The sequence below is a fragment of the Crateriforma conspicua genome, from assembly GCF_007752935.1.
Taxonomy (GTDB): domain Bacteria; phylum Planctomycetota; class Planctomycetia; order Pirellulales; family Pirellulaceae; genus Crateriforma; species Crateriforma conspicua.
In genome coordinates, this window is sequence record NZ_CP036319.1 from 182,648 (window position 1) to 208,731 (window position 26,084).

The window sequence follows — 26,084 nt, forward strand, 5'->3', positions numbered from 1 at the left end:
AGCGGCGAAAGAAAGTCAGCTTGATGCACTCGCAGCCAAACTAAGTTTGACTGCTTATTGCTTCAGTGGCCGACAAGACGTTGCATCGCGAGCGTCCACCAAGCCGTGTATAGTTTCGCGGTCCCTTCGTTGGACACACGAACGCGGACAACCTGCTTGCCCTGATGACCGATGATGATGTCATGGTCGATTAGCAAAGCCAACTTGCGCAGGGCAGATCGGAGTTGAAAGAATTGCCGTAACGGTACTCTCGGGAGTTCGCCCACCGAATCGATCCGCAGGGTGCGATCCGGTGTTGCCGTGATGGACATCGACTGAAGTTGCCCAGAAGCATCGAACCGCTCCAGCCGCAATTCGGCATCGATGTCCAGATGAAACTCTGCGTTTCCTGAGCTCGCGGACCTTGGCAAGCTCATGTGCCCTGTGACGTGTCACGAGTGCGAATCTTCAAGACACCGTTCAGTTTCCAATGAGCGTGTTGAACGCTTTGTCCACCCGTTTTCGCAGGCACGTGGACTTCCATGTTTTGGAAATCGTAGGTGATTTCAGCGTTCCGGCCGGTCAAGGCATCATAAAGACCACCGGCAAGTTCGGGCCATGTGTGCGTTGCTGCGTCTGTACTCATCGCTAACCTTCTGTTGTGTGTGAAGAATTTTGTTCGGCTTCCCTTTTCCAGCCACAGCAGTCTATGTCGACAGCAACCCCTGATCTTTCTCGAGTGTTGGTTTGTGGTGCTACCGGATATGTGGGCGGTCGATTGGTGGGACGACTGCTGGAAAAGGGTTACCGAGTGACCTGCTTGGTTCGCAGTCCCGAAAAGCTGACAAAATTCGCGTGGTTTCGTCATGAACGATTGCGTGTCGTGGAAGGCGAACTGGAAGACCCCGCTGCGACCGAAAACGCATTGGCGGATGTGCATGCCGCCTACTACTTGGTTCATTCGATGCAGTCGGCCAAGGGGGAATATGCCAAACGTGATCGAGAGCTGGCTGTTTCGTTTCGGCAAGCCGCGGAAGCCTCGGCTTGCAAACGGATCATCTATCTGGGCGGGCTCGGCGAACTCGGACCTGATCTGTCGCAACACTTGGACAGCCGTCGTGAAGTCGGCGAGATCTTGCAAGCGGGCGCGGTACCAACGACGGTCTTTCGTGCCGCCATGATCATCGGTTCTGGTTCGGCTTCGTTCGAAACATTGCGGTATCTAGTCGAACGGTTGCCCGTGATGGTGACACCTAAATGGGTCAAAACCGAAACGCAACCGGTCGCCATTCGCGATGTGCTGCGATACTTGGTCGAGTGTTTGGAAGTTCCGGAAACGATCGGCCGGACGTTGGACATTGGCGGGCCGGACGTGATGACTTATCAAGAAATCATGCAAGTCATGGCGGAGAAGCTGAAACTAAGGCGACGGATCATCTTTCCGGTTCCCGTGTTGACCCCACGGCTGAGCAGTTTGTGGATCGGATTGGTCACGCCCGTCAGTGCCAGCATTGCTCGTCCACTGGCCGAAGGACTGAAGAACCGGACGGTTTGTCGTAACGATGATTCGGTGCGGCTGATTCCCGGCGAAAGACTGGGGGTCGAATCGGCGATCGATGCGGCGCTGGGAAAAACGAATCGAGGCGAGATCGAGACCCGTTGGTCCACCGCGGGGCAAATGCCGGGCGACCCCGACTGGGCCGGCGGTACGACGCTGACCGATCAACGCCAAACGGTGGTGGAAGGTTCGGCCCAACAAACATTTGCCGAAATACGTTCGATCGGTGGTGCCAATGGCTATTGGGGCGCCGGTTTCCTATGGCACGTTCGCGGCTGGATGGATCAAGCGATCGGAGGCCCGGGGTTGCGACGCGGACGCCGGCATCCGACCGACTTGCACTATGGCGAAGCGGTCGATTTTTGGAGAGTCACCCGATTGATTCCAAACGAACGGCTGACACTACGGGCGGAAATGAAATTACCGGGGGAAGCCGAACTGGATTTCCAGTTACAGCCACAGGAAATCGATTCGACGCTGCTGGTAATGACGGCTCGGTTTCGACCGCGGGGCCTGTTGGGGCTGGCCTACTGGTATGCCGTTTACCCGCTACACGGTTTCGTCTTTCCCGTCATGCTGCGAGGAATCGCAAGGAATGTACAGTCGGCCAAGTCACGCTGATTCGGGTGGGCTGGAATACGGATCGGCCCAAAATAACAGGGGTGTGTTTTTGGTCAGTGGTGGACTTGTGTTAATCTTTACTTGTGGTTAACTTGTTAGTGGTTGAAGGAGTCTTTGCAAAATCGATGGAGTGAAACGATGTTGGTTCTGTCTCGAAAAGTCGGCCAAGAGATCCTGATTCCCGAGCTGGGAGTCGTCATTCAGGTGACCAGCACGGGGTCATCGAAAGTCCAATTGGGCGTTCAGGCGCCACGCGACGTTCGAATCTTGCGTGGCGAGCTTGCCGAATCGGATCGGCAGGCCGAGGATTTTTCATGTCGCAAGCCGCGGGCTTCGACCGTTTCCGAATACCTTCGGTCTTCGCCGTCGGGCGAATCCACGACGCCCAAGGACGCGGAGAATGGCGTAGCACGTCGTGTTCGCGAAACGTCGGTCGGTTATCGAATCGATGGTCTTGACGATCAAGAATGGACCACCGGGCTGACGGCAGCGCCGGCAAGTGTTCCCGCTTAGCGTTTCAATTCATGACGCTTGATTTTTTCGTCCATCCGTCGACGTGATGCTTCCAAGTGAGCCGCGTATCCCGGCAACTTGGCCAAGTTCCGGTATTGGTTCGGATCGGAATCCATGTCGTACAGCTCTTCCGACCCATCGACGTACCGCATGTAGGCCCATCGGTCACCGCGATCGGCGAATTCCCAGCCGGACTTGATTCGGTCCAGGGACAAAGCACTGTCACGGACCGACCGCGTCGGATCGTTCAACACGCTGACCAGGCTGACACCATCCAGATCGTTCGGCGCAGCCAGTCCAAGCAATTCAGCCACCGTGGGATAAATGTCGACAAGTTCGACAATGGCATCGGTTTGGCCGCTTGCTAAACCCGGGACCGAGACAATCAGCGGAACCCGTGTGACTTCCTCGTGGAAATTCTTCTTTTGCCAAAGTGTGTGTTCGCCAAGGTGATACCCGTGGTCGCTGGTGAAGACGATCGCGGTGGAATTGGCCAACCCCAAGCGATCCAGTTCATCCAGGATGCGTCCTACCTGTCGATCCATGAAAGTCACCGTCGCATAGTAACCCTGCCACATCCGTTTTTGGTTTTCGGGGTACTGGCCGATCGTGTTATTGCCGTTGCGGGTTCCCCGTAGTCCGGCCGCCGGGATGTCGTCCAAGTCGTTTTCAGGAACATGTGGCGTTTCGATCGAGGACAATGAGTATTGGTTGAAGTAGTCCCGAGGCGCCACCATGGGGTAGTGCGGACGAACGAATCCGACGGCCAAAAAGAAAGGCTGATCGGCATGTTCACGAAGCAATTCGATGCTTTTCGCTGCCGATTTGGCGTCCGGTTGGTCATCGCCGGAACCGTCGTATTGAACTGTCACAAACATGCGGTGCGGCATGCGGGTGGACTGACGATTCTCCGGTGCATCGGTGAAAATGTTTTGATTCAAACAGGCGTAGTCACCCGGCGTGTGGGCTTCGCGACCCGGGCTGTTGAAACGTTCGGTCCAGCACGCTTCGACATCTTCGCCGTTGGTGCCGTCGATGATGTCACCGGGAACACGCATATGAAAGATCTTGCCCACCCGGGCGCTGTAATACCCGTGGTCCTGCAGAAAGCCCCCCAGTGTTTTCTGGGAAGCGCCTTGGTACTTGCTGTACATGAACGACTTGCGCGACGGTAAACACCAAGTTCCCTGGCAATAAGCCCTTCGGAACAACATGCCGCGGGCGGCCAGGCGATCAATGTTGGGTGTTTCGCATTGGGGATCGCCATAGCATCCCAAAACACTGGCCTTCAAATCGTCCGAGACGATCATCAGCACATTCTTGATCGGTTCACTCTCGGCGGCATGTGCCGCCGGCCCCGCGGCGGCAAAAGCGATCAAATGCAATCCGCAAAACAGAATGGATGTCGTATGTTGCATCGACAATCTCCACTTCAATAGGGGCGAACGTTTCATCGCCGGACGATGGTTAGTTTCTAGCGTGATGGTTCGGGTGAAACGCTGGGCGGTTGGCTGGATAGCAGCACCAATGCTTCGGTAATGCGATCGGCCTCGCCGTCAGGAATGATCAGATAGCGGTGCTTTCCATTTTCCTGTGCCTTGAAGGTGGTCAGGCTGTCGTCGGCAACGGTGATGGTTCCCGGCGGCGACAGATCAAAGTAGTGGTGATCAGGGCGAATCGCGGCCAACACACTGGTCAAATCCCAGGTCGGGCGATCGTGTGGTGGCGGAATGTACAACGTGTAGGCTTCGGAAAGCGGGTGATGGTCCACATAGTCGTAGTCGTTCAAGATGCTTTGGTGCGGGTACGGCAACGCCTTGCCAATTTCAAATCCGCTCCACCAAATCGGCGTCGGCCATTGTGACGCCAGCTTCTGTGCCGCCGGTATGTCCATTTTCACGTTGTACTCTTGGTGATCGTACAGCTGGCCTTTGTCGTTCTTGATTTGTGTGAAGGCGCCCGCCATGGCTGAAACCAGAGAAACCTTCTGACGCACCAATTCTTTCCCAGACATGGGGCTGATCGAATCGCCGGGGCTGTCCAACAGATTGGCCAAGTTGGTTGAAAAACCGACTTGTGCGATGACCACGCTGTGATCCTTGGCGTCGGCCAAGGCTTTGCGAAGAACGGCAACCGCATCGGGGGCTTGTTTGCCGTCACGAAGGTCGTGGGGGAATCGCAGGCGGCCCGAATCGTCTTTCGCATCGGCCAGCACGTTGAAGCGACCGGCATGATTCGTCACGCCACTGTCGCAGACGCCGATCGGGACTTGGCCTCGGCCATAAAACGTGTTGACCGCATCGGTAAACGCGGCGGCCTGTGGATGATCTTTGGTAATCGTGACGGCCAACAACTCGCATTCGCCGCGGGATTGCAAAGCGTGGATCATTCCCAGGGCCAAGACGTCGTCGCAATCGTTGCCGATGTCGGTGTCGAAGATGATCGGTACCGGAGCGTCCTGGCAACTTGCCCTTGAGCAGGCGACCAACGGGAACATGACACCAAACGTGATCAAGGCAACGACAAACGAAGCCGCTTTCATGGCAGGGACTCAGGAGGGTATTGGGCGGGATGGTGGGAGTGAGCCGAGATCGTTTGAATCGACTTTCGACAAGCGTGACAGTCTAACCCAACGATTGGCGGCGGGTGGCGCACGAAAAAAGCCGAGCCCCAAAAGGTGGGGACTCGGCTTTCGCGTTGCGTTCAGCCGGTGTGCTGGACCGGCAAAGAAGGTCGCTTAGACGGCAGTTTTGATTCGTCGCTTTCGCCACGCGACCACGCCGCCCATGGTCGCCAGTGCAAACAGGCTGGATGGTTCCGGGACCGCCGCCGCATCCAAGTTGTCGATCACGATGTTATCGAACTGGTGGCGACCCACGTGGGTTTGCGACCAACGAATACTGTTGGCAACATCAAAACCTGTTGTCGATGTGAAATCAACGGTGAACGGGCCTGCGTTGTTGTTGAACGAGGCACCGGCCGAGCCAAACGCAAAGGATAGAGATCCGATGACTGAATCACTGGTATCCAGCGCCTGGAATAGGACCGTTTGGCTTGACGAAGTAGACTCGCCGGGATCGAAAAATGTGCTCAGTTGCAACGACCGAAAGTCAAAGTTGGATCCGTCGGTTTGCTCCAGAAGGAACCTGATTGCAGTGTTACCACTACCGGAGAAGGTGCCATCAAGGTTGTCCTTGCTTGTCACATTCACGGTCGACAAGCCCGTCGACGTAGCCGATGGGTCCACATCGTTACCCGATCCATTTTGCCCATAGATGAAATTGGAAGAAACACTACCGCTTCCGGTTGATAAAGCAGTGATACGGAACCCTTCCTCCTCATAGACATTGGAAGCAGCCGCAAGGCCGAAGGTAGGATCAGCGGTTTGACCGGAGCCGGGTGAGGCATCGATGACAAATCCCGGTACACCTTCGCCGTCGCTGAAATCCATCATGACGATTTCGGCGTTGGAGTTGCCGGCGTGACAGGCGTGAAAGACTGCGACCGTGGCGGCGAGCACAAAGCCTGCGGGTTTCATTGATATTCTCATCGGAGGTGTGATGCTATTTCTAATGGTCGTGAGTCTACTAGCCGGGGGGCTGTATTCTGTGTGGATTTGATGAAATCCAATTGGATTCCGTCGAAACTTGTTCACTGTTTAATCGTCGTCATCATCGTCGTTTCCGAACGCACGGCCGTTCCCGGTGGCAAGTTGTTCCAACGTTGCATCGGGGGGAATTTGCAGATGCAGACTGAGTTGTCGCAGGGCTGCAAGCGGGCTGCCGGGAACCCCTTCGTTCAATTCATCCAGACGCGCTTTGACGTGCAGCTTGTCCAACGATTCCGGCATCACTTCGTAGACCGATTCGTACCAGAAACCGGCGCGATCCAACGCACCTTGCTTGTACACGCCGGCCTTTGCACGCTGGCCGAGTTCCCACCACATGTCGCCTAGAGCGACCTGTTCGCCGACGTTGGCCGCACCTTGCAAGTCGCGCTGCGCCGCGGTTTGCAACGCTTCGATACCGCCTTGGGTTAGCAACGGCAAACCGGTTTGCCAATCGCCTTTGATGAAGCAAAGAAAGCGTCCGACCGATGAAGCGGCATCGCCGTCGCTGTCGTCTTGCCGGAACAGAGCCAATTGTTCCGCTGCGTCGGCATAACGTTGCTTGGTCGATGACAAAAGACTGCTTAGCCGTGTCCACAATTTTTGAGGGTCGACTTCATTTCGGTTGCGAAGATTCAATTGATAACGATTGCCCGAATCCGACTTTTGCATCGCCGCGGCCATGCTGGCCAGCTTGCCGCAGCCGTCATAGTCGTCTTGCAGGATTCCGTCACGGATCGTCACCACGGCCCGCTTGGCAAATTCGCTGGCCGCGCGTCGCGCGTTGTCGTTTCGCATGTTCCGTTCGGCAAACGCCGCAAGCGCCGTTGCGTTGACTTCGTACGGGTCGACGGCAAAACGTTGAACTCGTGAATCGACGGCTCGCAGTAATGATCGGATGTCTCCGGTATCGACGGCCAGCTTCATCGCGGCGGATCGCAGCGCGTAGGCTCCCGCCGGATCGGCTTCTAGTCGTTCCGCCTGGATCAACATTTCGCTCAGGATTTTGCGTTTCTGCGTCAGCTGTTCTGCTTCGCGAATGCGATCGGCATAGATGTCCTGCAGCCGTTTGCCCGCACGATTGATTTCTTCGCGGCTGGGTTTCATTTCATTCAGACGCTCGACGGCTCGGCCGCGGGGCCGCGAGCCTTGCGAAACTGTTGCGGTCGTGGTCCGTGGCGTGCTTGGCGATGTTGCCGCCGCCGTCGTCGTGGAGACGGTTGATGTCATCGCGTTGCTCGCGACGGGACCGACATCGGGATCGCGATGAATTTGAGCGGCCCGGAAAGGTTCCCCCGATTCATAGCTCATCGCGGCGGCCAATTGACTCGCGCCCACGCCGCTGGAAAGAAACGTTGTGTAGCCGTTGGCCCATGCGCCCAGGATGCCGTCGCCACGTTGGGCGCCCAACAGGTCTTTGAAATCACGGCGATCGGGTGGATCGAAATCTTTAGGCTGGGTCCACTCCACCGCCAAGCCGTCTTGGACCTCGACCAGCATCAACGTGTCGCCCAGACCGTCTTCGATCCGAACATCACGTGGGGCACGGTTTTCGCCAAAGATGAAGGCCTCGTGTGCTGGCAGCAACCAATTCGTCTTGGTGTCAAATCGTTCCGGCGAGACGTACACATCCGGAATGTATTTCAGCAATTCCTTGTTCTTGCCACGGTTCCACGGCAATGTTGGATCGAACTGGTCATACAGATCCTGGTAACCGAGATACGGCAGCAGGCTGACGCGCCAAGACAACGTCGGGAAGCCTTCGTGCACCATTGCGGCGGTGGGCAATCGACCGTTGTCGTCCTTGTAAGAAATCAACGCCTCGGTGATGGCTTCCAAGTTTTTGATCGCCATCGCCCGGCGTTGCTGATCGTCCAGCGGCGCTTCGGGCTTGCGTTGTTCGATCGGTTGCATGCCGGTCGACGGCGCGTCGTCCGGGGTGGCGTCGCCGGCCGGTGGATTGGCGGATTCTTGCGCAGCGGGGGCCGGCTTCGACGGAGCCTGTGCCGCGGCCGCAACCTTCTTTTCCGGTGCCGGTTGGGCGGCGGGCTTTGGCGCGGGTCGCGACGCGGGCGGATCCGGTTCGTCGCCGTCGGCTTGCGGACGTACTCGCATCGCGGCCCGCATCATTTTGTCTTCGGCACTTTCGCCACATCCCGGCAAGGTGCCAAAAAGGACCAGCGCGATGAACGTCAGCGACCATCGACGGGCAATGTCTCGACGCGAAATACTGCAAAGGGACATGAGGAAAACTCGTGGGGTCATCAAGACGTGGCGGCCAGCATGACGCGGCGGATCCAAGCATGCGCTAAACACGCGCCGCCGAAGCACCAGGTCTGTTGCACTTGAAAATGTTCATTCTCGCCCAGTCCTTCGCCGGCGATACGTTCCAATCGGCCGCGAAGCGCCGCCAATTTCTGTTCCACCGGGTCGTACATATCAGCAGGCTTGGGCAACGCGGCGGGGTTGCACTTCAGTTTCTCCGCCTCTTCCTTGGTCTGTTGAGAGATTCGGGCCAGAACACTGGTCAGTTCTTCGCTGCCCGAATCGATGGTCCAGTACCAGCAATGCTCGGCCGATACAAACGCCAAGCGTGTCGATGAGGCTCCGGCATCGATCAGGGCGACCGATGGGACTTTGGCCAATCCGCCAACGGGTTCGATTTCTTCTTCGAAAACGTCTTGGAATTCGAACGCGGCAAAGTTCACCAGGGCGACCGATTCGTTTTGCAGTCCGACGACGTTCAGGCCGCTGTCTTTCAGCAGGTCCATCCGAATTTGGACCAAGTGTTTCTTTGCGGCGGCAATCAGCGCCGGTCGACCCTTGGATTCGTCTTCGCCCAGCTGGCCCACATAGGTGACCACGTCCAAATCTTCGATCGGGATCGGAATCTGTTGCCGTGTTTCCTGTTCGATCAAGTTGGCGACCATCTTGTCCTTGACCGGTGGAAGAGTCAGAAAGCGACTGACCACTTGGCTGGACGAAAAACTGGAAAAGACATCGGTGTCACCGACATCAATGGTCTCCAGCATCTTTTCGATCGCGGCTTTGATGATGACCGGTTCTCGTTGGTCATTGCCCACGCGACAAACCGGGCTTTCCAATTCCGCAAAGTAGGTTTGCACCACCACGGGGCGGTCGTCGGACTTTTCCTTGCGCAGAAGGACCGCGTGGATGGTCGACGTTCCGATGTCGATTCCCCAGCAAGTCGTCCGCCCGCGACCGCCCAGTCCGCCCAGCAACCGTTTTTTCATTCCCAACGCACGGTCGATTCGTGCCAGCCCCAAACCCTGAAGAGCCAACCCCGTGGCGACGGCAAAACGTCCGGGCCGACGGCGAAAATCGGGTGCGGCTTGAGTATCGATTGATTTGGGTAAGGCAAACAACGCCGCGTCACCGCCAAGCCAAGCGGTCGGCGGCGCAAGGTAGGACGGTGAAGCCCGTCGCTGGTCTTGCGGTGCCTTCTTCAATCGCGCCGCCAGATCGTTGACCAACTGGGTGGCACGTCCGTCGTGCGGTGAGTCTTTGGAATAGCGTACCGCGATGCGTCCCAACGTGGCGGTGGCGTAGGGTTCGGGTTCGAATTGAGATGCCAGCCAGTGGATGTTGCGAATTCGATTCAGTTCGGTGGCGTGTTCATCATCACGACAGAATTCGGGAATCGCTTCCAGCTTGGCCAACGCGCCCAAGTAGTCGTGTCGAGCGGCGCGACGACTGACGCTCTTGATCAGTTTCCCGGCCGCCTGTTGTGCCAGCTTCGTGTACTTCGGATCGCCCGGCACGAGTTCCAACAGCTGTTCCAACAAGTGTCCGGCTGTGGCCCAATCCTTGTGTTCGATTCTTTCGGACAGTTCGCCTCGTAGGGCGGAAACCTGGTCAACGTGGTGACGACTGACCCGAAGAATGCGTTGGGCTTCTTCGGTCAGAAGCGATTCGGAAACCTTGCTCAGGCTTTCAACCACTTGGGTGTATTGGCGCGATTGGAATGCCTGTTGAGCCAACTGCAATCGTTGCTGCGTGTCCGATTGAAGGCTGTTGGAGATGCCTTCGACTTTCTCAATGGCCTTCTTGGCATGGTCGGCCAAATCGCGATAGCGGACGTCGGTTTGATTGGCGACACGATTCAGCAAAGCCAACGATTCTTTGAAATCATTTTGCTTTGTCTTGTCGATGGCCATCGCCATCCAGCTTTCCAACTGCGCACGGTGCTTCTGAACCGCGGCATTCAGGTCCGCGCCGCATGACCCACAAAACTTTTGATCCAACAGGACTGGTTTGCCGCATTGGATGCACGATTCATACAGACTGTGTCCACAACTAGCGCAAAATTTCGCGGACGGGTCGTTGGCATGTTGGCACGCGACACAGGCGATGCGGGTGGACCCGGCGGCAGAGGCAGGCGGATTCATGATTTCTCCAGTTCGACCACACATCCTTGAACGGGAAACCAATTCGACAGTCCGGGCGTGTCGGGATCGCCGACCTGCACGTAGCCTTGCTTGTTGTCCAGGTTAAAGATGGCTGGTGTCGCGCCGGCGGGGACTTCGATCGTTAGTCGATAATTGCCCTCCTTGGCCAACGGTTTCATCGATGCCTGCAACGATTCGGGTTCGACCTTCAGCACCTTCAATTGGCGATCCAAACGGTCTCGTTGCCGGACCAGCACGTGGGTGACGTGCTGGCGGTCGTTGACCATCGTGCCCAGTTCCAGGCCGGTTTGGGAATGAATGTCGGGGCTGTGAAAGCTGATCGCTTGGTGAACACGACCGGTGATGGTGGCTTCGCGGACCATCGTTTCGTCGTTGTCCGTTTGGCGGAAGGTCAAGGTCGCCGGGATTTCAAAGATCCCCGACGATGCGGACACGCATGACAATTCGACTTTCCAAGCCGACCAGGCTTCGGCATCGGCCAGGCGGCTTTCCTTGGTTGGGTCCAATTGAGTGACGTTCCACTGCAGGCCTTCGGCATCGGATTGGATGTTTTCCAGAATCACGTCGCCGGGCAATTGGCTGTAATACAGAAACGATCCCTGGTTGGGCTGTCCTGGATTGGCCGCTTGCAAGGGGATCGATTCGGGCGCGACCAAGCGTGCGCGGATCGTGCCTTCGATGGTCAGCTTGATGGTGGGGCGACCGGGATCATTGGTTTCGATCCGGGCGGTTTGTTCGTAATGTTCGGCTTGATAGCCCGTGTTCCATTGCAACGTGACGTCGGTGGATTCACCCGGCATCAGAAGTTTCTGCTGAACGTTGCCGACCGTGCATTTGCAAGTGGTATCGGTCACGTCCAAGGTCAGCGGCGCTTCGCCTTGATTGGTGACACGAAATTGGTGGGTCGCGGTGACGTGGGGATCCAGCATCCCGAAATGATGACGTGTCGCATCCACGGTGGCTTTGGGTTGTGCCGTGTCCGCGTTTTGCTTGCGGTCCATTTCGTGCTGACGAAGGGCGGCAACACGGGCTTCGTATTCGGCACGGCGGTGGTCCGGAACGCCGTAGGGCTTGTAGCGAACGATCAGGGTCAACGATGCGGCGACCAGGCCGATGAAAGCAAGCCCGCCCAGTGTGGCAAGAAGGCTTTTGGAAAACCGAGACATAACGGACTACAGAAAGCAATGAAGGTCAAATCAAAGAAACCCTCGCCACCATGACGGTGGCGAGGGTCGTGGTATTCAAGGTCAGGACGCGAGGATCACTCGAAGATGCCCTTGAAGTATCCGTCGTCCAGGAAGATGCCGGCGAAGAACTTGTCGCGAGGCATTTCCAAAACGTCGTCGGCATAGCCAACGCCGGAAACTTCGGCGTCGGTCAGACCGGTGACGGGGAATCCGGGGTTCAGGAATCCGTCGGCGTTGGTGTCGACGAAGACTTCGACGTGACCATCGCCCATCAGGATGTTGCACGAACCTTGGTGAACGGCGAACCAGTCACGGGTATCTTGCAAGTAGTATCCGTTGCCGGTCGAACCGGTCGGGGCTGCACAACCGGCGGTCGTCGGTTGGCCACGCTCACACGTTTGTTGTGCGGCCAGCGAAACGCCCGAGCCGATCAAGTCCAAGTTCTTTGCACCGTCGTTCCAGAAAGCCGGACCGTCGTTGAAAGCTTCGGTCAGCAAAGAGCCGGCCGGGATGTATTCGACGCTGTCGGAGGTTCCCAGGGCGGTACCAAAGGTGCCCGACGGGTCGTGCGAAATGGTGGCGGCCATGATGGCTTCGTCGACGTCGCCAGGGGCTGCACATCCGATGAATCCGATGTTGCTGCTGCTGATGCGGCTACGTTCCAGAACGTTCACGCTCAGCGGGCCGGTGGTTCCGGCCAGACCTTTGAATCCGCCGGTGGTCGCGGTGGTCAGGACCGGAGGCGAAACCGAGGTGTCGGTGTCGGTGCGGACCATGCCGCGGACCAAGTGCCAGCTGGCGGCGTAGTTGGTGTTGTAACCGTTGGTCAGGAAGTGGCGCGAGATCAGTTCGGCACGCTCGTCGGTCAACGGGTCGGTGCTGGCGAACGTGGTGCCGCCGCCGGTTCCCGAGATGCCTTGCCAATCGGCCGCACCGCAAACGCCGGCGCTCAGGCGAGCAAGCGGGGCACCGTCTTTGTTGTCGGCCGTGTCTTTACCGTACAAGTCATTGATCTTTTCCGAACCCTTCAGCGGGTTGGACGGGTCCAGCGACTCGTTCATGTTGGCATCGCCAACGTTGACCAGGTCGGCAACCCAGCCGTAGGTGTCCATGCATCCGTCGCGACGGAAATCGCTGGCACCGCTGCAGAATGTGCCGCCGGGGCTGCGGACGCTGTACTTGTACAGGCCGATGCCGACGTTCTTCAGGTTGGCTTGGCACTGGGCCGCACGGGCGGCTTCACGTGCACGGGTGATGGCCGGCAGCAACAAAGCAGCCAGCAAGGCGATGACGGCGATCACCACCAACAATTCGATCAGGGTGAAACCTGATTTTTGTTGAGATTTCATGAAGGTTCTCTTGGTAGTTTCTCTGGACTTGGACACACGTCCGGGCCCAGAATGGGGTGTCACAGGGAGGAATGCGGCGTGGAACATTGGTTTCGTCCGGTCCGTCGGTAGCGGGCCTGGCGAACGTTCTGCGTCGCGTCCTCTTTTGTTATTTGGATGTATGAAAAATCGTTCGTGTCATGTTCAGCGGCACATCGAAGCGGAACGTCGCCTCCACGGCCAAGGTTTGGGTCAGGGTTCGATGCAGGTGAGGACTCCTTGTCAAAAGTGAAGGGGGGCGAAAGTTGTTCGGTGGCCAAGGCAAGTGCGTCTGGGGTTGGCTTCTTTTGGATCCGCGGTGGGCATGATTTGGTCGCCCGCGGAACGGTGGGTTAGTTCTGTTCGCCTTTGCTGGTCAACGTGTAGTAACTGGCAAGCGTCAGGTCCGTGGTTTCTTCCTCGGCACTGGTCCACATCCCGGTGACCGCGGGAAAGCCGTTGTTAATGAAGCCGTCGCCGTTCTTGTCGGTGATGCCGTGGACCGAACCGTCGGCCATCAAGACATTCACAACGCCACTGTGGATGGGGGCCATGCCCCGGTAATCTTGGCGAGTTTCGTAGTTCCAGCTTCGCAACCATCCGCTGGCTCCCGTCCGCGTCGTGCCGGCCGGAAAGCTTGGGACCTGCAACACACCCGACTTCGACGGGGCCGATGGTGTTTCCACGTGATGAACGGGCATGCCGACCATCGGCACGGTGAACGGTGTCCCTGACAACAGTTCGCCCGCCGATGATGTCATGATGCCGCCGTAGGATGCATCCGCCAAAAGAGGAACCGTGCTGATGGCCGCACGACCGCTGTCCAGCAAACGCGTCGTCAACGGTCCGCGGGTCACGTGGCGTCCACGAGGATCCGTATCGCAGCCGGCCGCATCCAATTGAGGATTGCCATCGGCATCCAACCGAAACTCGCTGCGGGTCAGGAACCAAGACGCGGCAAAATTCGTGTTGTAACCGTCTTCCAGCATTTGAACGCGAACCAGTTCGCCACGTTCATCCGATCCAGGTGCAAAGCCGCCTTCGGCGATGCGTCGGGCGATGTTTTTGATTTCGACACCCATTTCGTCGACGTAACCAGGGTTGCCCAGCCGGTCGTTGCAACTGTCCGTTACAAATGCTGTCAGCGGAGAATCCAGGATTTGGTGGATTGCTTTGGAAGTCTGGGCACCGTTGCTGGGACAACGTAACTCCGACGCGAGGAAGCCTCGTTTGACCATGTCGGCGACCCAGCCGATTTCCGTGGGCACACCGTCACGTTCGAAATCAAAGCTGCCGCTGCACAACGCCCCGCTGGGATCCGCAGCTGCGCGGCTGGCCATGCCGATGCCGAATTGCTTCAAGTTGTTTTGGCACTGGGTGCCACGTGCCGCTTCGCGGGCGCGAGAGATCGCTGGCAACAACAACGCCGCCAAGATGCCGATGATGGAGATCACCACCAGCATTTCGATCAGCGTAAAACCGGTTCGCCCGAAACGACGTTGCGGTCGTTGGGCCTTACAATCTGTCACGTTCAATCGGGAACCGCCTGCGGAAGAATACGTACGTCCGGTCATTCGGGCCGTAATTCAAACGCAGCCCCGTTGACGTGCAACGGGCAATTGCCGATCTCACAAGTTCTTAACGCAATCTTTAGCATGCGCTCGTATTGACAGCAGGCTCAAAGTGAAGGTGTGCTTTGATGGATGAAGGTGCACTTGTGGAATCCTCCGGCCCCTTTGGAAGGCGGTAACGGGGGATGGCTTCACTTTGGGACGTCGCAGAAGTCGCCGTGTTGACTGTGGCGACCGAAAGTTTCCCGCCAGAGGTCAGTTTGTGGCCGTTTGTTCATTGATGGCGGCGCCGCAAATCTTCATCTTTCAAAACTCCTTCGAACCACCCGATCCAGGCCAACTTTGACATGTCCGTGCCCAGGTTTGACGATCCGAACCGCTATCCAACGTCGGTACGTCTGAAGCAGCTTCAGCTGCAGAAGCTGAATCGGACGTTGGCCGCGCTGGTCGATCGCCCGTTTTATCGCCAGCGTCTGGCGTCGCTGACATCGGCCGGATTGAAATTGCCGCTCTCGGATCTCAGCCAGCTGGAACAGTTGCCACTGCTGCGAAAAGAAGAACTGGTTCCGGAACGGCCTGGGCAGCCGGCGAAGATTTTCGATTTGCCGTCGATGCACAACTACGTTCGCATCCACCAGACCAGCGGCAGTCGCGGGTGGCCGATGCCCGTGTTTGACACTGCCGACGACTGGGATTGGTGGATCGATTGTTGGCAGTATGTATTGGATGCCGCGGGCGTGACGGAGCGTGATGTCGCGATGATGGCGTTTTCGTTCGGGCCGTTCATCGGATTCTGGACGGCTAATGATGCGCTGATTCGACGCGGTGCATTGGTGGTGCCCGGCGGCGGGCTATCCAGCGAAGCCCGGTTGCAGATGATTTTGCAACATCGGTGCACGGTCGTCTGTTGTACCCCCACTTATGCCCTGCACCTTGCCGGGGTGGCCGAAACCGATGGCGTCGATCTGGCGGCGTCCGATGTTCGGACGGTGATCGTCGCCGGTGAACCGGGTGGCAGTTTGCCTGCGGTCCGACAGCGAATCGAATCGGCGTTCGGAGCCACCGTGATCGATCATGCCGGTGCCAGCGAAGTCGGCGCCTGGGGGTTCGGCGATGCGAACGGGGCCGGCATGCATGTGATCGAAACGGAGTTCATTGCGGAACGCTTGGTGATCAATGATGACGATTCGTGGCGAAAGGCCGACGACGGCGAAACCGCGGAACTGGTTCTGACCAATCTGGGACGCCTTGGCGGACCCGTTTTGCGGTACCGCACGGGGGACTTGGTGCGGGGCATACAAAACCACAACCAAGCTTGCCCGTTTTTGTGGCTCGACGGCGGTGTGCTGGGGCGAGCCGACGACATGCTGATTGTTCGTGGTGTCAATATCTTCCCCAGCAGTATTGACACCATCGTTCGAGAGATTGAACCGGCCGGTGAATACCGTGTGACGGTGACGCGGCGAGAATCGATGGATCAACTAAAGATTGAGATCGAAACATCGGATCAGCGCATGGACCAAATCCGTACCGCCTGTCGCGACCGATTGGCGATGCGGGTGGACTTGGTGGCGGCGGTGCCGGGCAGCCTGCCACGATTCGAAGCAAAGGCCAAGCGTTGGTTGGATCGACGCGCGGATTAGGTGGTGATCCTGGGGGCGTGCCAGCCCCAGCGATCCATACCGTCGTCGTGATGTTGCGGATCGCTTTGACGGTGCCGGGCCGATCGACAAGAAGCGTCCGCTTTACAAGAAAATCGTACTTTCGCGAAACGAGAGTCCCATGACCACGACGAGACCCCAGTGATGACGTCCGACCCACAACGAAACAGTGAAAGCAGCAACGCCACGCCGACGGAGATTCGCCGTGACGGGGAAGCTGCGATTTGCATCGTCTGGTCGGACCAGCAGACGACTCATTGGACGGCCAAGGAACTGCGTGACCTGTGTCCTTGCGCGACATGTCGGGAAAAGCAGCGGGCAGACGATTCGGATTCGCCGGCCGCACCCGGGCCGATCGCCCTGCCAGTATTGAGTGCCGCCGAGGCTCGGCCGTTGACCATCGTGGCAATGCAACCGGTCGGGACCTACGCCTACAACATCGCATTTAGTGATGGTCACAACAGCGGGATCTATACGTTTGATCGGCTGCGGCGGGACAATCTCGATGATGCCGAGACCCCTTGAGCGATTATCTGTGCGATCATCCGGCGGTTTCCTGGGGCTTGGGGCGATGTTGATCCGGCCAGGGACGTGCCGATACAACAGTCGCGACCGACGCCACGTTCGACTTCGGTTTTCATTGATCTGACCTGCGACATCGAGCCGACAAGCATGTTCCTGACGATCCTTGCACTGCTTGCCGGTGGCGTTTTATTGGTCCTGGGCGGGGAACTGGTGGTTCGTGGTGCGTCGCAGTTGGCGTTTGCTGCGCGTCTTTCACCGCTTTTTGTCGGATTGACGGTCGTGTCCTTTGGAACCAGTGCGCCGGAACTGGCCGTTTCGGTGCTGACCGCTCTGCAGGGTCAGGCCGATATCACGGTCGGCAATGTCATCGGCAGCAACCTGTTCAACCTGTTGATGATCGTCGGGCTGTCGGCCGCCTTCGTTCCGCTGGAAGTACGCAGCCAAGTCGTGAAATTCGATTTGCCCGTGATGATCGCCGCGGCCGTATTGATGTACTTGCTCAGCGACAACTTGAACCTGTCACGCATTGATGGGTGCGTGTTGCTGGTTTTTCTGTTCGTCTATTTCACGGTTTCTTTTCGATTGGGCCGACGCCAGTTCGAATCGGATGCGGCTCGGGACACCTCACAAACCGATTCCGACGACTCTGACGCCGCCGCCCCGGTGGATGATCCTTCGTCGCCCCTGGTTTGGCGGGTGATCAAAAACCTGTTGATCTTGGCGGTCGGTATCACGCTGTTGGTTGTCGGTTGCCGCCTGTTTGTTGATGCCAGCGTTTCCGTCGCTCAGCGATTTGGAATGTCGGAAGCATTGATCGGACTGACGATCGTTTCGGTCGGCACGTCACTGCCCGAATTGGTCACCAGTGTCATGGCCAGCCTGAAAGGCCAACGCAGCATCGCCATTGGCAACGCGGTGGGCAGCACGACGTTGAACATCCTGGCCGTGCTGGGCGTGACCGCCGTGGTCGCGCCGGCCGGAATTCCGGTTGCCGAAAAGCTGTTCGCCAGCGACCTGCCGATGATGATCGGCAGTTGCGTCCTGATTTGGCCTTTGTTTGCGACGTCCAAACGCGTGTCGCGGTTGGAAGGCCTGTTTCTGTTGCTGGTCTATGCCGCTTACATGGCGTACTTGATTTATCAGCAGGTCAGTCAAAACGCCGTTGCGGTTCCCGCCTAGCGGTTGCGTTTGTTTTTGGCGGCTTTGCGCTGCACGTCCGCGATCGCCTTTGCCTCGGCCGCGGTGTCAAACTTTGGATTCGCCGTCGAAGGCACCGGTGCATCGGTTTGTTCGCGCCAACGAATCATGGCTTTGTGCAATTCAGAAGCCTTGTCGGGCATCGAATCCGCCAAGTTCTCGGATTCCCCGATATCGTCCTTCAAGTTGTAAAGTTCCAAGTCCCCGGATTCGAAGTACTCGTGCAGTTTCCAATCGCCTTGGCGGATGATCCCGCACGGTCGAGTTCGAAACAGCGGGTCACGTTGTTCGTCGACGTTGGAATAGCCTTGAAGGTAGGCCGGGAAATGCCAAAACAACGCTCGGCTGGCCAGCGTTTGGCTTGGCTCGGTCAGCATCGGCCACAAACTGACACCATCCAACGTTTGGTCATCCGATCGTTCCAGTCCGGCAATGTCCAGAATCGTGGGGTACCAATCCAGTTGGGAAACCGGCGTGTCGATGCGTCGTCCGGCAATCACATGTCCCGGCCAGCGGACGAACATGGGCACACGGATGCCGCCTTCGTAATACGTGCCCTTGTATCCCTTCAGTGGATGCATGTCGGTGGCCGGACCGTATCCGCCGTTGTCCGACGAAAACAAGACGACCGTGTTTTGGTCCAGATCGAGTTCGTTGATCGTACGCATGATTCGTCCGATCCCCCGATCAACCGCTTCGATCATCGTCGCCATGGCGACATGTTGGTGCAATTCACCCGCTGGCTTCGATTCATACTTGGCAACCAGTTCACGTTTGGCAATCAGCGGGGTGTGAACGGCAAAGTGCGTCAGGTACAGCATCCAAGTCTGGTCGGCCGAACCGCGGATGAACTTGACCGCTTCGTCGCTCAATCGATCCGTCAGATACTCGTCCTCCGGTGCATCGTTTAGTCCAGGTGCGTTCGGGTGCGGTGGATAGTATCCCTTTGGCGGACTGCCCGAGTGGGAACCGCCGACGTTGATGTCGAATCCATATTGCGTCGGGTCATCACTCAGGTGCCACTTTCCCATCAACGCGGTTTTGTACCCGGCCGCATGCAGACGCTGTGGCCATGTTGTGATGGACGGGGACAAAGTGTCGGTGCCCGGGACGTGCAGCAAGCGTCGATGCTGGGCTTTACCGCGCGGGCCGGTTCCCACGTTGAAGATTTCGTGACGTGGCGTGTACTGGCCCGACATCAAACAGGCGCGCGACGGTGCACAGTTGGCCGCACCCGCATAAGCGTCGGTGAACATCGTGCCCTGCTCGGCCAATCGGTCCAAGTTTGGGGTTTCAAAAAAATCGCTGCCCATGAATCCACAGTCTCGCCAACCAAAATCGTCCAGATAGATCACCAGGATGTTGGGTCGATCGGACGGCCGTTGGTCCGCCCCGGCTTGGCCCATGCAAAGGCAACTCAAAGCGGCCAGTGCCGCGACGGGGATTCGTAGAAACGTGGCGGGAATCTGGATCATGGCGGGAATCCGGGGGGGGTAAAAGGGAGGGCACGGTTGCCCGGCAGACCCGCCGGGACCCGTGATCGGTGTTGTTGCGGCGTCTCTGCTTTCTGGTGGAAACACCGGGCTTGCGGTCGGTTATCAGCCGGTTTGATGGCTGGTCGTTCAATCGGAGCGAGCCGGATCGTTCGATCCGAGGCGATCAATTCGGGCAAAGCAGCGCAATCGCACGCCAATCGGTGGGATGCCCCGGACAAGAGACGGCTAACGGAGCGAAACGGCCCGTCGACGGCCAGTTCGCGGTCCGCACCCTACGCAATGGATAGGGTAGCGTGATATCCTGCCCGGAATTTTGCATACCGCTGGTCTTCACGACCAATCTCTCGCTTTGATTTTAGGTGTTCTGTGCCACGTCGCGACGACATCAAGAAAATTCTGTTGATCGGTAGCGGGCCCATCGTCATTGGACAGGCTTGCGAATTCGATTATTCCGGGACCCAGGCCTGTAAAGCCCTACGCGAAGAGGGTTACGAGGTGGTTCTGGTCAACAGTAACCCCGCGACCATCATGACCGACCCTGCCACCGCGGATTCGACCTATATCGAACCGTTGACTTGGCAGGTTTTGGAAAAGGTCATCGCCAAGGAACGTCCCGACGCTCTGCTGCCCACCCTGGGTGGCCAGACCGGTTTGAACGTGGCGATGGATTTGGAAGCCAACGGTGTGCTGGAAAAGTACGGCGTGGAAATGATCGGCGCTCGGGCTGACGTGATCGACAAGGCCGAGGCGCGGGACAAGTTCAAAGCCGCGATGGAAAAGATCGGCTTGGACGTCTGCAAAGGTTTCACCGTCCACACCTTGGAAGAGGCTCGCGCGGCGATGGAACAAGTCGGCCTTCCCGCGGTGGTTCGGCCCAGCTTCACGATGGGCGGCAGCGGATCGGCCATCGCCTACAACAAAGACGACTTCGACGCCCTGGTCCGCAACGGTTTGGACCAGTCGCCGGTCACCGAGGTCTTGATCGAAGAATCGATCATCGGTTGGAAGGAATACGAGATGGAAGTCGTCCGGGACATGGACGACAACGTGGTCATCATCTGCAGCATCGAGAACTTTGATCCGATGGGGGTCCACACCGGTGATTCGATCACCGTCGCTCCGGCACAAACGTTGACCGACAAAGAATACCAGCGGATGCGCGACGCCAGCTTGGCCGTGATGCGTGAAATCGGCGTCGAAACGGGCGGCAGTAACGTCCAGTTCGCGATCAATCCGGATACCGGCCGGATGATCGTCATTGAAATGAACCCGCGGGTCAGCCGGTCCAGTGCGCTGGCCAGTAAAGCCACCGGATTCCCGATCGCAAAGATTGCCGCCAAGCTTGCCGTGGGGTATCGCTTGTGGGAAATCCCCAACGACATCACCCAGAAAACGAAAGCCTGTTTCGAACCGACGATCGACTATGTGGTGACGAAGATCCCGCGTTTCGCGTTCGAAAAATTTCCAGATGCCGATGCCACGTTGACCACGCAAATGAAGAGCGTCGGCGAAACGATGGCGATCGGTCGGACCTTCAAAGAATCTCTTCAAAAAGCGCTGCGTGGTCTGGAGATCGGCGCCTTCGGTCTTGGCAGCGATGGACGCGACCTTTGGGGAACCGAGGATCAACCGAGCAACGATGAGATTCGAGCCAAGTTGACCGTCCCCGGCGCCGAACGAATCTTCCACATTCGTTATGCGCTGAAATCCGGCATGACGATCGATGAAATCTACAAACTGACTCATATCGATCGCTGGTTCTTGGACCACATCGCGCAGATCGTCGAACGCGAAGAATGGCTGGGGACGGTCGGATCATTGGAATCGTTGACCGCCGATCAAATGCGCGACGCCAAACGCGACGGTTTTTCCGATCGCCAACTGGCCAAACTGACGGGAACGAACGAAGTCAAAGTTCGCGCACGACGCTTGGAACTTGGCGTCCGGCCGGTCTTCAAAAGTGTCGACACCTGTGCGGCGGAATTCGAAGCCTACACCCCGTACTACTACAGCACCTACGAAACCGAAACCGAATTGCCCGGCAAGTCGGACAAGAAACGCATCGTGATCTTGGGCGGTGGCCCCAACCGGATCGGGCAAGGAATCGAGTTCGATTACTGTTGTTGCCACGCCAGCTTCGCCGTCAAAGACATCGGCTATGAAGCAATCATGGTCAACAGCAATCCGGAAACGGTCAGCACCGACTACGACACGTCGGACATCCTGTTCTTTGAACCGCTGACCATCGAAGACGTGTTGAACATCTGCGACGCGACCGAGCCGGACGGCGTGATCGCGCAGTTCGGCGGTCAAACACCGTTGAATTTGGCTCGCGGCTTGCAAACCGCCGGCGTTCCGATCATCGGAACCAGCGTTGACACGATCGAGGCGGCGGAGGATCGCGAACTGTTCCAGCAACTGATCGAAGAATTGGGCTTGCGCCAGCCGCCGTCGGGCATTGCACGGAACATGTCCGAAGCCAAACGCGAAGCCAAACGCATCGGCTATCCCGCCCTGGTGCGTCCCAGCTTTGTTCTGGGCGGTCGGGCGATGGAAATCTGTTACGACCAGTCGCAATTCGAACGATACGTGGCCGAAGCGTTCATCGTCGCCGACGGGCAACCGGTTCTGATCGATTCGTTCTTAGAAGATGCCATCGAAGTCGATGTCGACGCGGTCGGTGATGGCACCGATTGTGTGATCATGGGAATCATGGAACACATCGAAGAAGCCGGTGTGCACAGTGGCGATTCGGCGTGCTGTATTCCACCGTTCAGCTTGACCGAACAAACGATCGCTGAAATTCGGGACGCCACCGTGCGGCTGGCCAAGCGGATGAACGTCGTCGGGCTGATGAACATTCAATACGCGGTCAAAACCGAAGACGGCCAACCGGTCCTGTACATCTTGGAAGTCAATCCGCGGGCCAGCCGAACCGTGCCTTTTGTTGCCAAAGCCACGGGGGTCCCCGTCGCCGGCATCGCGACCAAAGTCATGAACGGAATCAGCTTGAAGGAACAAGGCATTCTGGACCAACCGGTGCCCAAGCACGTTTCGATCAAAGAAAGCGTGTTCCCGTTCCGCAAGTTTGCCGGTGTGGACATCGTCCTGGGACCTGAAATGCGGTCGACCGGCGAAGTCATGGGAATCAGCGAACAGTTTTCCATCGCGTTTGCCAAAAGCCAGATCGCTGCCGGCAATGTGCTGCCCGAATCGGGCAAAGTCTTCCTCAGCCTGAACGCCCGGCACAAACACGCCGTGGTCGACTTGGGCCGGCGGCTTGGTGAACTCGGGTTTGAAATCTTGGCCACCGAAGGCACCGCCCAGCGGCTGGACGAAGCCGGTGTTCAGTGCACGCGAGTCCGAAAACTGGCCGAAGGGCACCCGAACCTGATCGACTTTCTGAAGAACGACGACGTCCAACTGATCGTCAACACGCCCAGCGGCAAAGGAGCACGAACCGACGAAGGCCGAATTCGTGCCGCGGCGGTTCAGTACGGCGTGCCCTGCATCACGACGTTGTCCGCAGCCGAAGCGGCGATCAACGCCATGGAAGCCATGCGGGAAAACCCGATCCAGGTTGAATCGCTGCAGACACGCTACGCCGGCGCTTCCTAGGGCATCGCGGACCGCTGAATCAGTTCATCTGGGCGACGGGGCAACGCCCTGTCGCGTCAACACAGCGACAGGTTATCAACAGGCTCCACGCGGTATCGCGACTCGACACGGCGTCGTGTGCGGAATTTGTGAAGACATTCCTTCGAAAATCGCTTCGCCAAACGGTCACGAAATTCTGTTCCGCGCGGTGTGCTTGGGCATCGTGTTGGGGGCAAGCGGTGGGGCAATCTCATGACCGGAGCGTCCGAGATGCTCGGTCGGCCGTGTTGGGATTCGGCCCGTTTTCGGCTTCCTGGATACCATTAAGGCGTGTGCAAATGCGCGCCGCGAACCGTCACGGTGGACCGCGGTGGATCCGGCACCGGATGTGCGTTCGGGCACGGCGAGCTGCCGGGTGCGACAATTTTGCATCGCTTCTGCCACGTTAGTGTTCGGATGCGAAGGAATGGAGTGAGCGGAAAAGTTCGCGGACTGCCCCGTTGCCCTTGGTTGACGCAGTCCGTGCGATCCATAAACTTTGCCCAGCTTGCCAGCTAGGCGGGCATTCCACTACTTCATTTGTGTAGAGAGTGAATCAGATGATTCGAACGATTTTGGCCTTGACCCTGTTGGTCGCCGCTAGCATCGTCGCAGCCCCGCAAGCCGACGCTGGTTTGTTCGGACGGTTCTGCAAGAAAGACGCTTGCTGCCCTGAGCCGGTTTGCTGCGAGCCTGCTCCTGTTTGTGCTCCCGAGCCGGTTTGCGCTCCTGAGCCCGTTTGCTGCCCCGAGCCGGCACCGGTTTGTGCTCCTGCTCCCGTTTGCGCTCCCGAGCCGGTTTGCTGCCCCGAGCCCGCACCGGTTTGTGCACCTGAGCCCGTTTGCTGCGAACCCGCCCCGGTTTGCGCTCCCGAGCCCGTCTGCTGCGAACCTGCTCCGACCTGCTGCCCGGCTCCCAAGAAGGGCTGCGGACTGTTCGCGAAGCTGAAGGCAAAGTTTGCCGCTCGCAAATCGTGCTGCCCCGATCCTTGCTGCTACTAATCGGCACTGGATTGGCTCTGGCGCCAACAGCGAAATAAACGGGCCGGCGGTTTGAACCGCGGTCCGTTTTTTTTATGCGCCCACCGGTCGGAAAATCGCCGATCGGGACGGCCCCGGACACGATCCGATGGCCGACGGGCGGTGGGGCGTCACGATGGTTCTAAGCCGTCACAGATTGTCGTAAGCTGATCGGTCCGATCCAACCGATTTTTCTCACCCGCTCGATTTGCTTGACGACGACATGTCAAAGAAGACGGACGCCTCCGACGCCGAATCTGACCAGCCATCGATCGACCCGTCCAATCTTCGTTTGTTGGTCGTCGACAACGAAGCCGCACACGCTCGTGCGATGACGGACAGTTTGGAAAAGGTCGGGTACCAATGCGACGTCGCCACCAGCGGTCCGGAAGCGGCCAAGCGGATCGAAAGCGACGTGTACGACATCATCGTGACCGACATGGTGATGAACGATGTCGACGGGATGCAGATCCTTTCGCTCGCGCGGCAAAAACTGCCCGACTGCGAAGTCATCATGGTCACCGGTCATGCCACCGTGCCCGTCGCCGTCGAAGCCATGCAAATCGGGGCGTTCAACTTCCTGGAAAAACCGATCACGCCCAATCGCTTACGTGCGATCGTGGCCAAGGCGGCCGAACAGGTCGGGCTGAAACGTCAAAACACCGAACTGCGGCAGCGTTTGGATGAACGATTTGGTTTCGAAGGCATCATCTATACCAGCAAGAAGATGCAGACGGTCATCGATCGTTTGCGACGCATTGCGGCCACCGATGCCACCGTGTTGATCACCGGCGAAAGCGGGACTGGCAAAGAGATGATCGCCCAGGCGATTCATCAAAACAGCCCCCGCCGGAACAAACGAATCGTCGCCATCAACACTCGCGCGGTCAGCGAACAGTTGGTCGAAAGCGAATTGTTCGGCCACGTCAAAGGTTCCTTCACCGATGCGGTGTCCGATCGCGAAGGCGCTTTCCAGTACGCCAACGGCGGCACACTGTTTCTGGATGAAGTCGGCGATATGCCGATGAGCACGCAGATCAAACTGCTACGTGTGCTCGAAGAAAGTCAGATCACCCGCGTCGGTGACAATAAACCGATCAAGGTCAACGTGCGTCTGGTCAGTGCGACCAATCGACCGCTGGAGGAAATGGTCGAAGCCGGAACGTTCCGCAACGACTTGTATTTTCGATTGAAGGTCGTGACCGTGGAACTGCCCCCGCTTCGCGACCGACGTGATGACGTGATTCCATTGATGGATCACTTTCGTAAATACTTCTTGCGACGCCATGACAAACCCACCGCACATTTCACTCCCGCGGTGACCAAACGTTTCTTTGCCTACGACTGGCCCGGGAACATACGACAATTGCGCAATTTCGTCGAAACCATGGTGGTTTTGGATACCGATCAGTCATTGGATGTTGACGACTTGCCACCGGAACTGACGGGCGAAGGCCAGGAGGATGCCGGCGAAATCGTCGTCGCCTCCGGCGGTCCGAGTGACTTGATCGGCCAACCGCTCAGCCAGATCGAACGTTGGGCGATCGAAGAGACGTTGAAGCTGACCGGCGACAACCGCGAAGAAGCCGCCAAGATTTTGGGCATCGGTGCACGAACGCTGTATCGTCGATTGGACCAATACAAGAACGACGAAGAAGCCTGACGCCAGGCCGTTGATGTCGGCGACCGGGGGATGTCAGGGGATGGCGTCCGATCC

18 protein-coding genes are annotated in these 26,084 nt (G+C 57.9%); 7 read left to right on the plus strand and 11 right to left on the minus strand.

The features are described 5' to 3' along the window. Positions 1-62: 62 nt before the first annotated feature. Positions 63-416, minus strand: a complete 354-nt coding sequence (locus Mal65_RS00640) for a hypothetical protein (RefSeq protein WP_145292715.1) — start codon at positions 414-416, stop codon at positions 63-65. Continuing rightward, on the minus strand, positions 413-625 hold the full coding sequence (locus Mal65_RS00645; protein WP_145292717.1) for a hypothetical protein: 213 nt from the start codon (positions 623-625) through the stop codon (positions 413-415). Before Mal65_RS00645 ends, Mal65_RS00640 begins: the two co-directional genes overlap by 4 nt. Positions 626-688: 63 nt before the next feature. Between Mal65_RS00645 and Mal65_RS00650 the strand changes: the two genes are divergently transcribed. Both Mal65_RS00650 and Mal65_RS00655 read left to right on the plus strand, forming a co-directional pair. Continuing rightward, complete coding sequence (locus Mal65_RS00650; RefSeq protein WP_145292720.1) at positions 689-2,158, plus strand: SDR family oxidoreductase; 1,470 nt, start codon at positions 689-691, stop codon at positions 2,156-2,158. 138 nt (positions 2,159-2,296) lie between these two features. Continuing rightward, the gene (locus Mal65_RS00655; RefSeq protein WP_145292722.1) at positions 2,297-2,671 is read left to right on the plus strand and encodes a carbon storage regulator; all 375 of its coding nucleotides are present in this window, start codon (positions 2,297-2,299) and stop codon (positions 2,669-2,671) included. Here the strand turns inward: Mal65_RS00655 and Mal65_RS00660 are convergent. The 8 genes from Mal65_RS00660 to Mal65_RS00695 form a co-directional block, all read right to left on the minus strand. Further along, positions 2,668-4,089, minus strand: coding sequence for a sulfatase (locus tag Mal65_RS00660; protein WP_196784466.1), 1,422 nt, complete (start codon positions 4,087-4,089; stop codon positions 2,668-2,670). The genes Mal65_RS00655 and Mal65_RS00660 overlap by 4 nt on opposite strands. Before the next feature lie 56 nt (positions 4,090-4,145). Beyond that, entirely contained in the window at positions 4,146-5,213 is a 1,068-nt protein-coding gene (locus Mal65_RS00665) for a nucleoside hydrolase (RefSeq protein ID WP_145292726.1), read from the minus strand. A 195-nt stretch (positions 5,214-5,408) separates the two neighbouring features. After that, positions 5,409-6,209: a PEP-CTERM sorting domain-containing protein gene (locus Mal65_RS00670; RefSeq protein WP_165700985.1), complete on the minus strand. Its 801-nt coding sequence runs from the start codon at positions 6,207-6,209 to the stop codon at positions 5,409-5,411. A 120-nt stretch (positions 6,210-6,329) separates the two neighbouring features. Next, positions 6,330-8,522, minus strand: coding sequence for a DUF1559 family PulG-like putative transporter (locus Mal65_RS00675; protein ID WP_165700986.1), 2,193 nt, complete (start codon positions 8,520-8,522; stop codon positions 6,330-6,332). Between the two features lie 20 nt (positions 8,523-8,542). Next, complete coding sequence (pilM, locus tag Mal65_RS00680; RefSeq protein WP_165700987.1) at positions 8,543-10,687, minus strand: pilus assembly protein PilM; 2,145 nt, start codon at positions 10,685-10,687, stop codon at positions 8,543-8,545. After that, entirely contained in the window at positions 10,684-11,874 is a 1,191-nt protein-coding gene (locus tag Mal65_RS00685; protein WP_145292734.1) for a DUF1573 domain-containing protein, read from the minus strand. Before Mal65_RS00685 ends, pilM begins: the two co-directional genes overlap by 4 nt. Before the next feature lie 95 nt (positions 11,875-11,969). Continuing rightward, positions 11,970-13,244, minus strand: coding sequence for a DUF1559 family PulG-like putative transporter (locus Mal65_RS00690; protein WP_145292736.1), 1,275 nt, complete (start codon positions 13,242-13,244; stop codon positions 11,970-11,972). 371 nt (positions 13,245-13,615) lie between these two features. Beyond that, positions 13,616-14,791: a DUF1559 family PulG-like putative transporter gene (locus Mal65_RS00695; RefSeq protein WP_261342916.1), complete on the minus strand. Its 1,176-nt coding sequence runs from the start codon at positions 14,789-14,791 to the stop codon at positions 13,616-13,618. A 389-nt stretch (positions 14,792-15,180) separates the two neighbouring features. On the opposite strand from Mal65_RS00695, the gene Mal65_RS00700 reads away from it, so the two are divergent. From Mal65_RS00700 to Mal65_RS00710, 3 genes are all read left to right on the plus strand, one after another. After that, positions 15,181-16,476, plus strand: a complete 1,296-nt coding sequence (locus Mal65_RS00700; RefSeq protein ID WP_145292740.1) for an AMP-binding protein — start codon at positions 15,181-15,183, stop codon at positions 16,474-16,476. A gap of 162 nt (positions 16,477-16,638) precedes the next feature. Then, the gene (locus tag Mal65_RS00705) at positions 16,639-17,019 is read left to right on the plus strand and encodes a DUF971 domain-containing protein (RefSeq protein WP_145292743.1); all 381 of its coding nucleotides are present in this window, start codon (positions 16,639-16,641) and stop codon (positions 17,017-17,019) included. A 147-nt stretch (positions 17,020-17,166) separates the two neighbouring features. Then, positions 17,167-18,198: a calcium/sodium antiporter gene (locus Mal65_RS00710; RefSeq protein ID WP_145292744.1), complete on the plus strand. Its 1,032-nt coding sequence runs from the start codon at positions 17,167-17,169 to the stop codon at positions 18,196-18,198. Here Mal65_RS00710 and Mal65_RS00715 read toward each other — a convergent pair. Further along, positions 18,195-19,691, minus strand: a complete 1,497-nt coding sequence (locus Mal65_RS00715) for a sulfatase (protein WP_196784467.1) — start codon at positions 19,689-19,691, stop codon at positions 18,195-18,197. The genes Mal65_RS00710 and Mal65_RS00715 overlap by 4 nt on opposite strands. A gap of 387 nt (positions 19,692-20,078) precedes the next feature. Between Mal65_RS00715 and carB the strand changes: the two genes are divergently transcribed. Together carB and Mal65_RS00730 are read left to right on the plus strand one after the other, a co-directional pair. Further along, positions 20,079-23,330 (plus strand): carbamoyl-phosphate synthase large subunit, encoded by a 3,252-nt coding sequence (gene carB / locus Mal65_RS00720; RefSeq protein WP_145292746.1) that lies wholly within the window; start codon positions 20,079-20,081, stop codon positions 23,328-23,330. A gap of 1,260 nt (positions 23,331-24,590) precedes the next feature. Then, complete coding sequence (locus tag Mal65_RS00730; protein ID WP_145292748.1) at positions 24,591-26,030, plus strand: sigma-54-dependent transcriptional regulator; 1,440 nt, start codon at positions 24,591-24,593, stop codon at positions 26,028-26,030. The last annotated feature ends 54 nt before the right edge of the window (positions 26,031-26,084 follow it).

Excerpts from the sequence above, each read along its gene's own strand:
- Mal65_RS00640 (WP_145292715.1), bottom strand. The coding sequence starts at position 416 with ATGAGCTTGCCAAGGTCCGCGAGCTCAGGAAACGCAGAGTTTCATCTG.
- Mal65_RS00645 (WP_145292717.1), bottom strand. The coding sequence starts at position 625 with ATGAGTACAGACGCAGCAACGCACACATGGCCCGAACTTGCCGGTGGT.
- Mal65_RS00650 (WP_145292720.1), top strand. The coding sequence starts at position 689 with ATGTCGACAGCAACCCCTGATCTTTCTCGAGTGTTGGTTTGTGGTGCT.
- Mal65_RS00655 (WP_145292722.1), top strand. The coding sequence starts at position 2,297 with ATGTTGGTTCTGTCTCGAAAAGTCGGCCAAGAGATCCTGATTCCCGAG.
- Mal65_RS00660 (WP_196784466.1), bottom strand. The coding sequence starts at position 4,089 with ATGCAACATACGACATCCATTCTGTTTTGCGGATTGCATTTGATCGCT.
- Mal65_RS00665 (WP_145292726.1), bottom strand. The coding sequence starts at position 5,213 with ATGAAAGCGGCTTCGTTTGTCGTTGCCTTGATCACGTTTGGTGTCATG.
- Mal65_RS00670 (WP_165700985.1), bottom strand. The coding sequence starts at position 6,209 with ATGAAACCCGCAGGCTTTGTGCTCGCCGCCACGGTCGCAGTCTTTCAC.
- Mal65_RS00675 (WP_165700986.1), bottom strand. The coding sequence starts at position 8,522 with ATGTCCCTTTGCAGTATTTCGCGTCGAGACATTGCCCGTCGATGGTCG.
- pilM (WP_165700987.1), bottom strand. The coding sequence starts at position 10,687 with ATGAATCCGCCTGCCTCTGCCGCCGGGTCCACCCGCATCGCCTGTGTC.
- Mal65_RS00685 (WP_145292734.1), bottom strand. The coding sequence starts at position 11,874 with ATGTCTCGGTTTTCCAAAAGCCTTCTTGCCACACTGGGCGGGCTTGCT.
- Mal65_RS00690 (WP_145292736.1), bottom strand. The coding sequence starts at position 13,244 with ATGAAATCTCAACAAAAATCAGGTTTCACCCTGATCGAATTGTTGGTG.
- Mal65_RS00700 (WP_145292740.1), top strand. The coding sequence starts at position 15,181 with ATGTCCGTGCCCAGGTTTGACGATCCGAACCGCTATCCAACGTCGGTA.
- Mal65_RS00705 (WP_145292743.1), top strand. The coding sequence starts at position 16,639 with ATGACGTCCGACCCACAACGAAACAGTGAAAGCAGCAACGCCACGCCG.
- Mal65_RS00710 (WP_145292744.1), top strand. The coding sequence starts at position 17,167 with ATGTTCCTGACGATCCTTGCACTGCTTGCCGGTGGCGTTTTATTGGTC.
- Mal65_RS00715 (WP_196784467.1), bottom strand. The coding sequence starts at position 19,691 with ATGATCCAGATTCCCGCCACGTTTCTACGAATCCCCGTCGCGGCACTG.
- Mal65_RS00730 (WP_145292748.1), top strand. The coding sequence starts at position 24,591 with ATGTCAAAGAAGACGGACGCCTCCGACGCCGAATCTGACCAGCCATCG.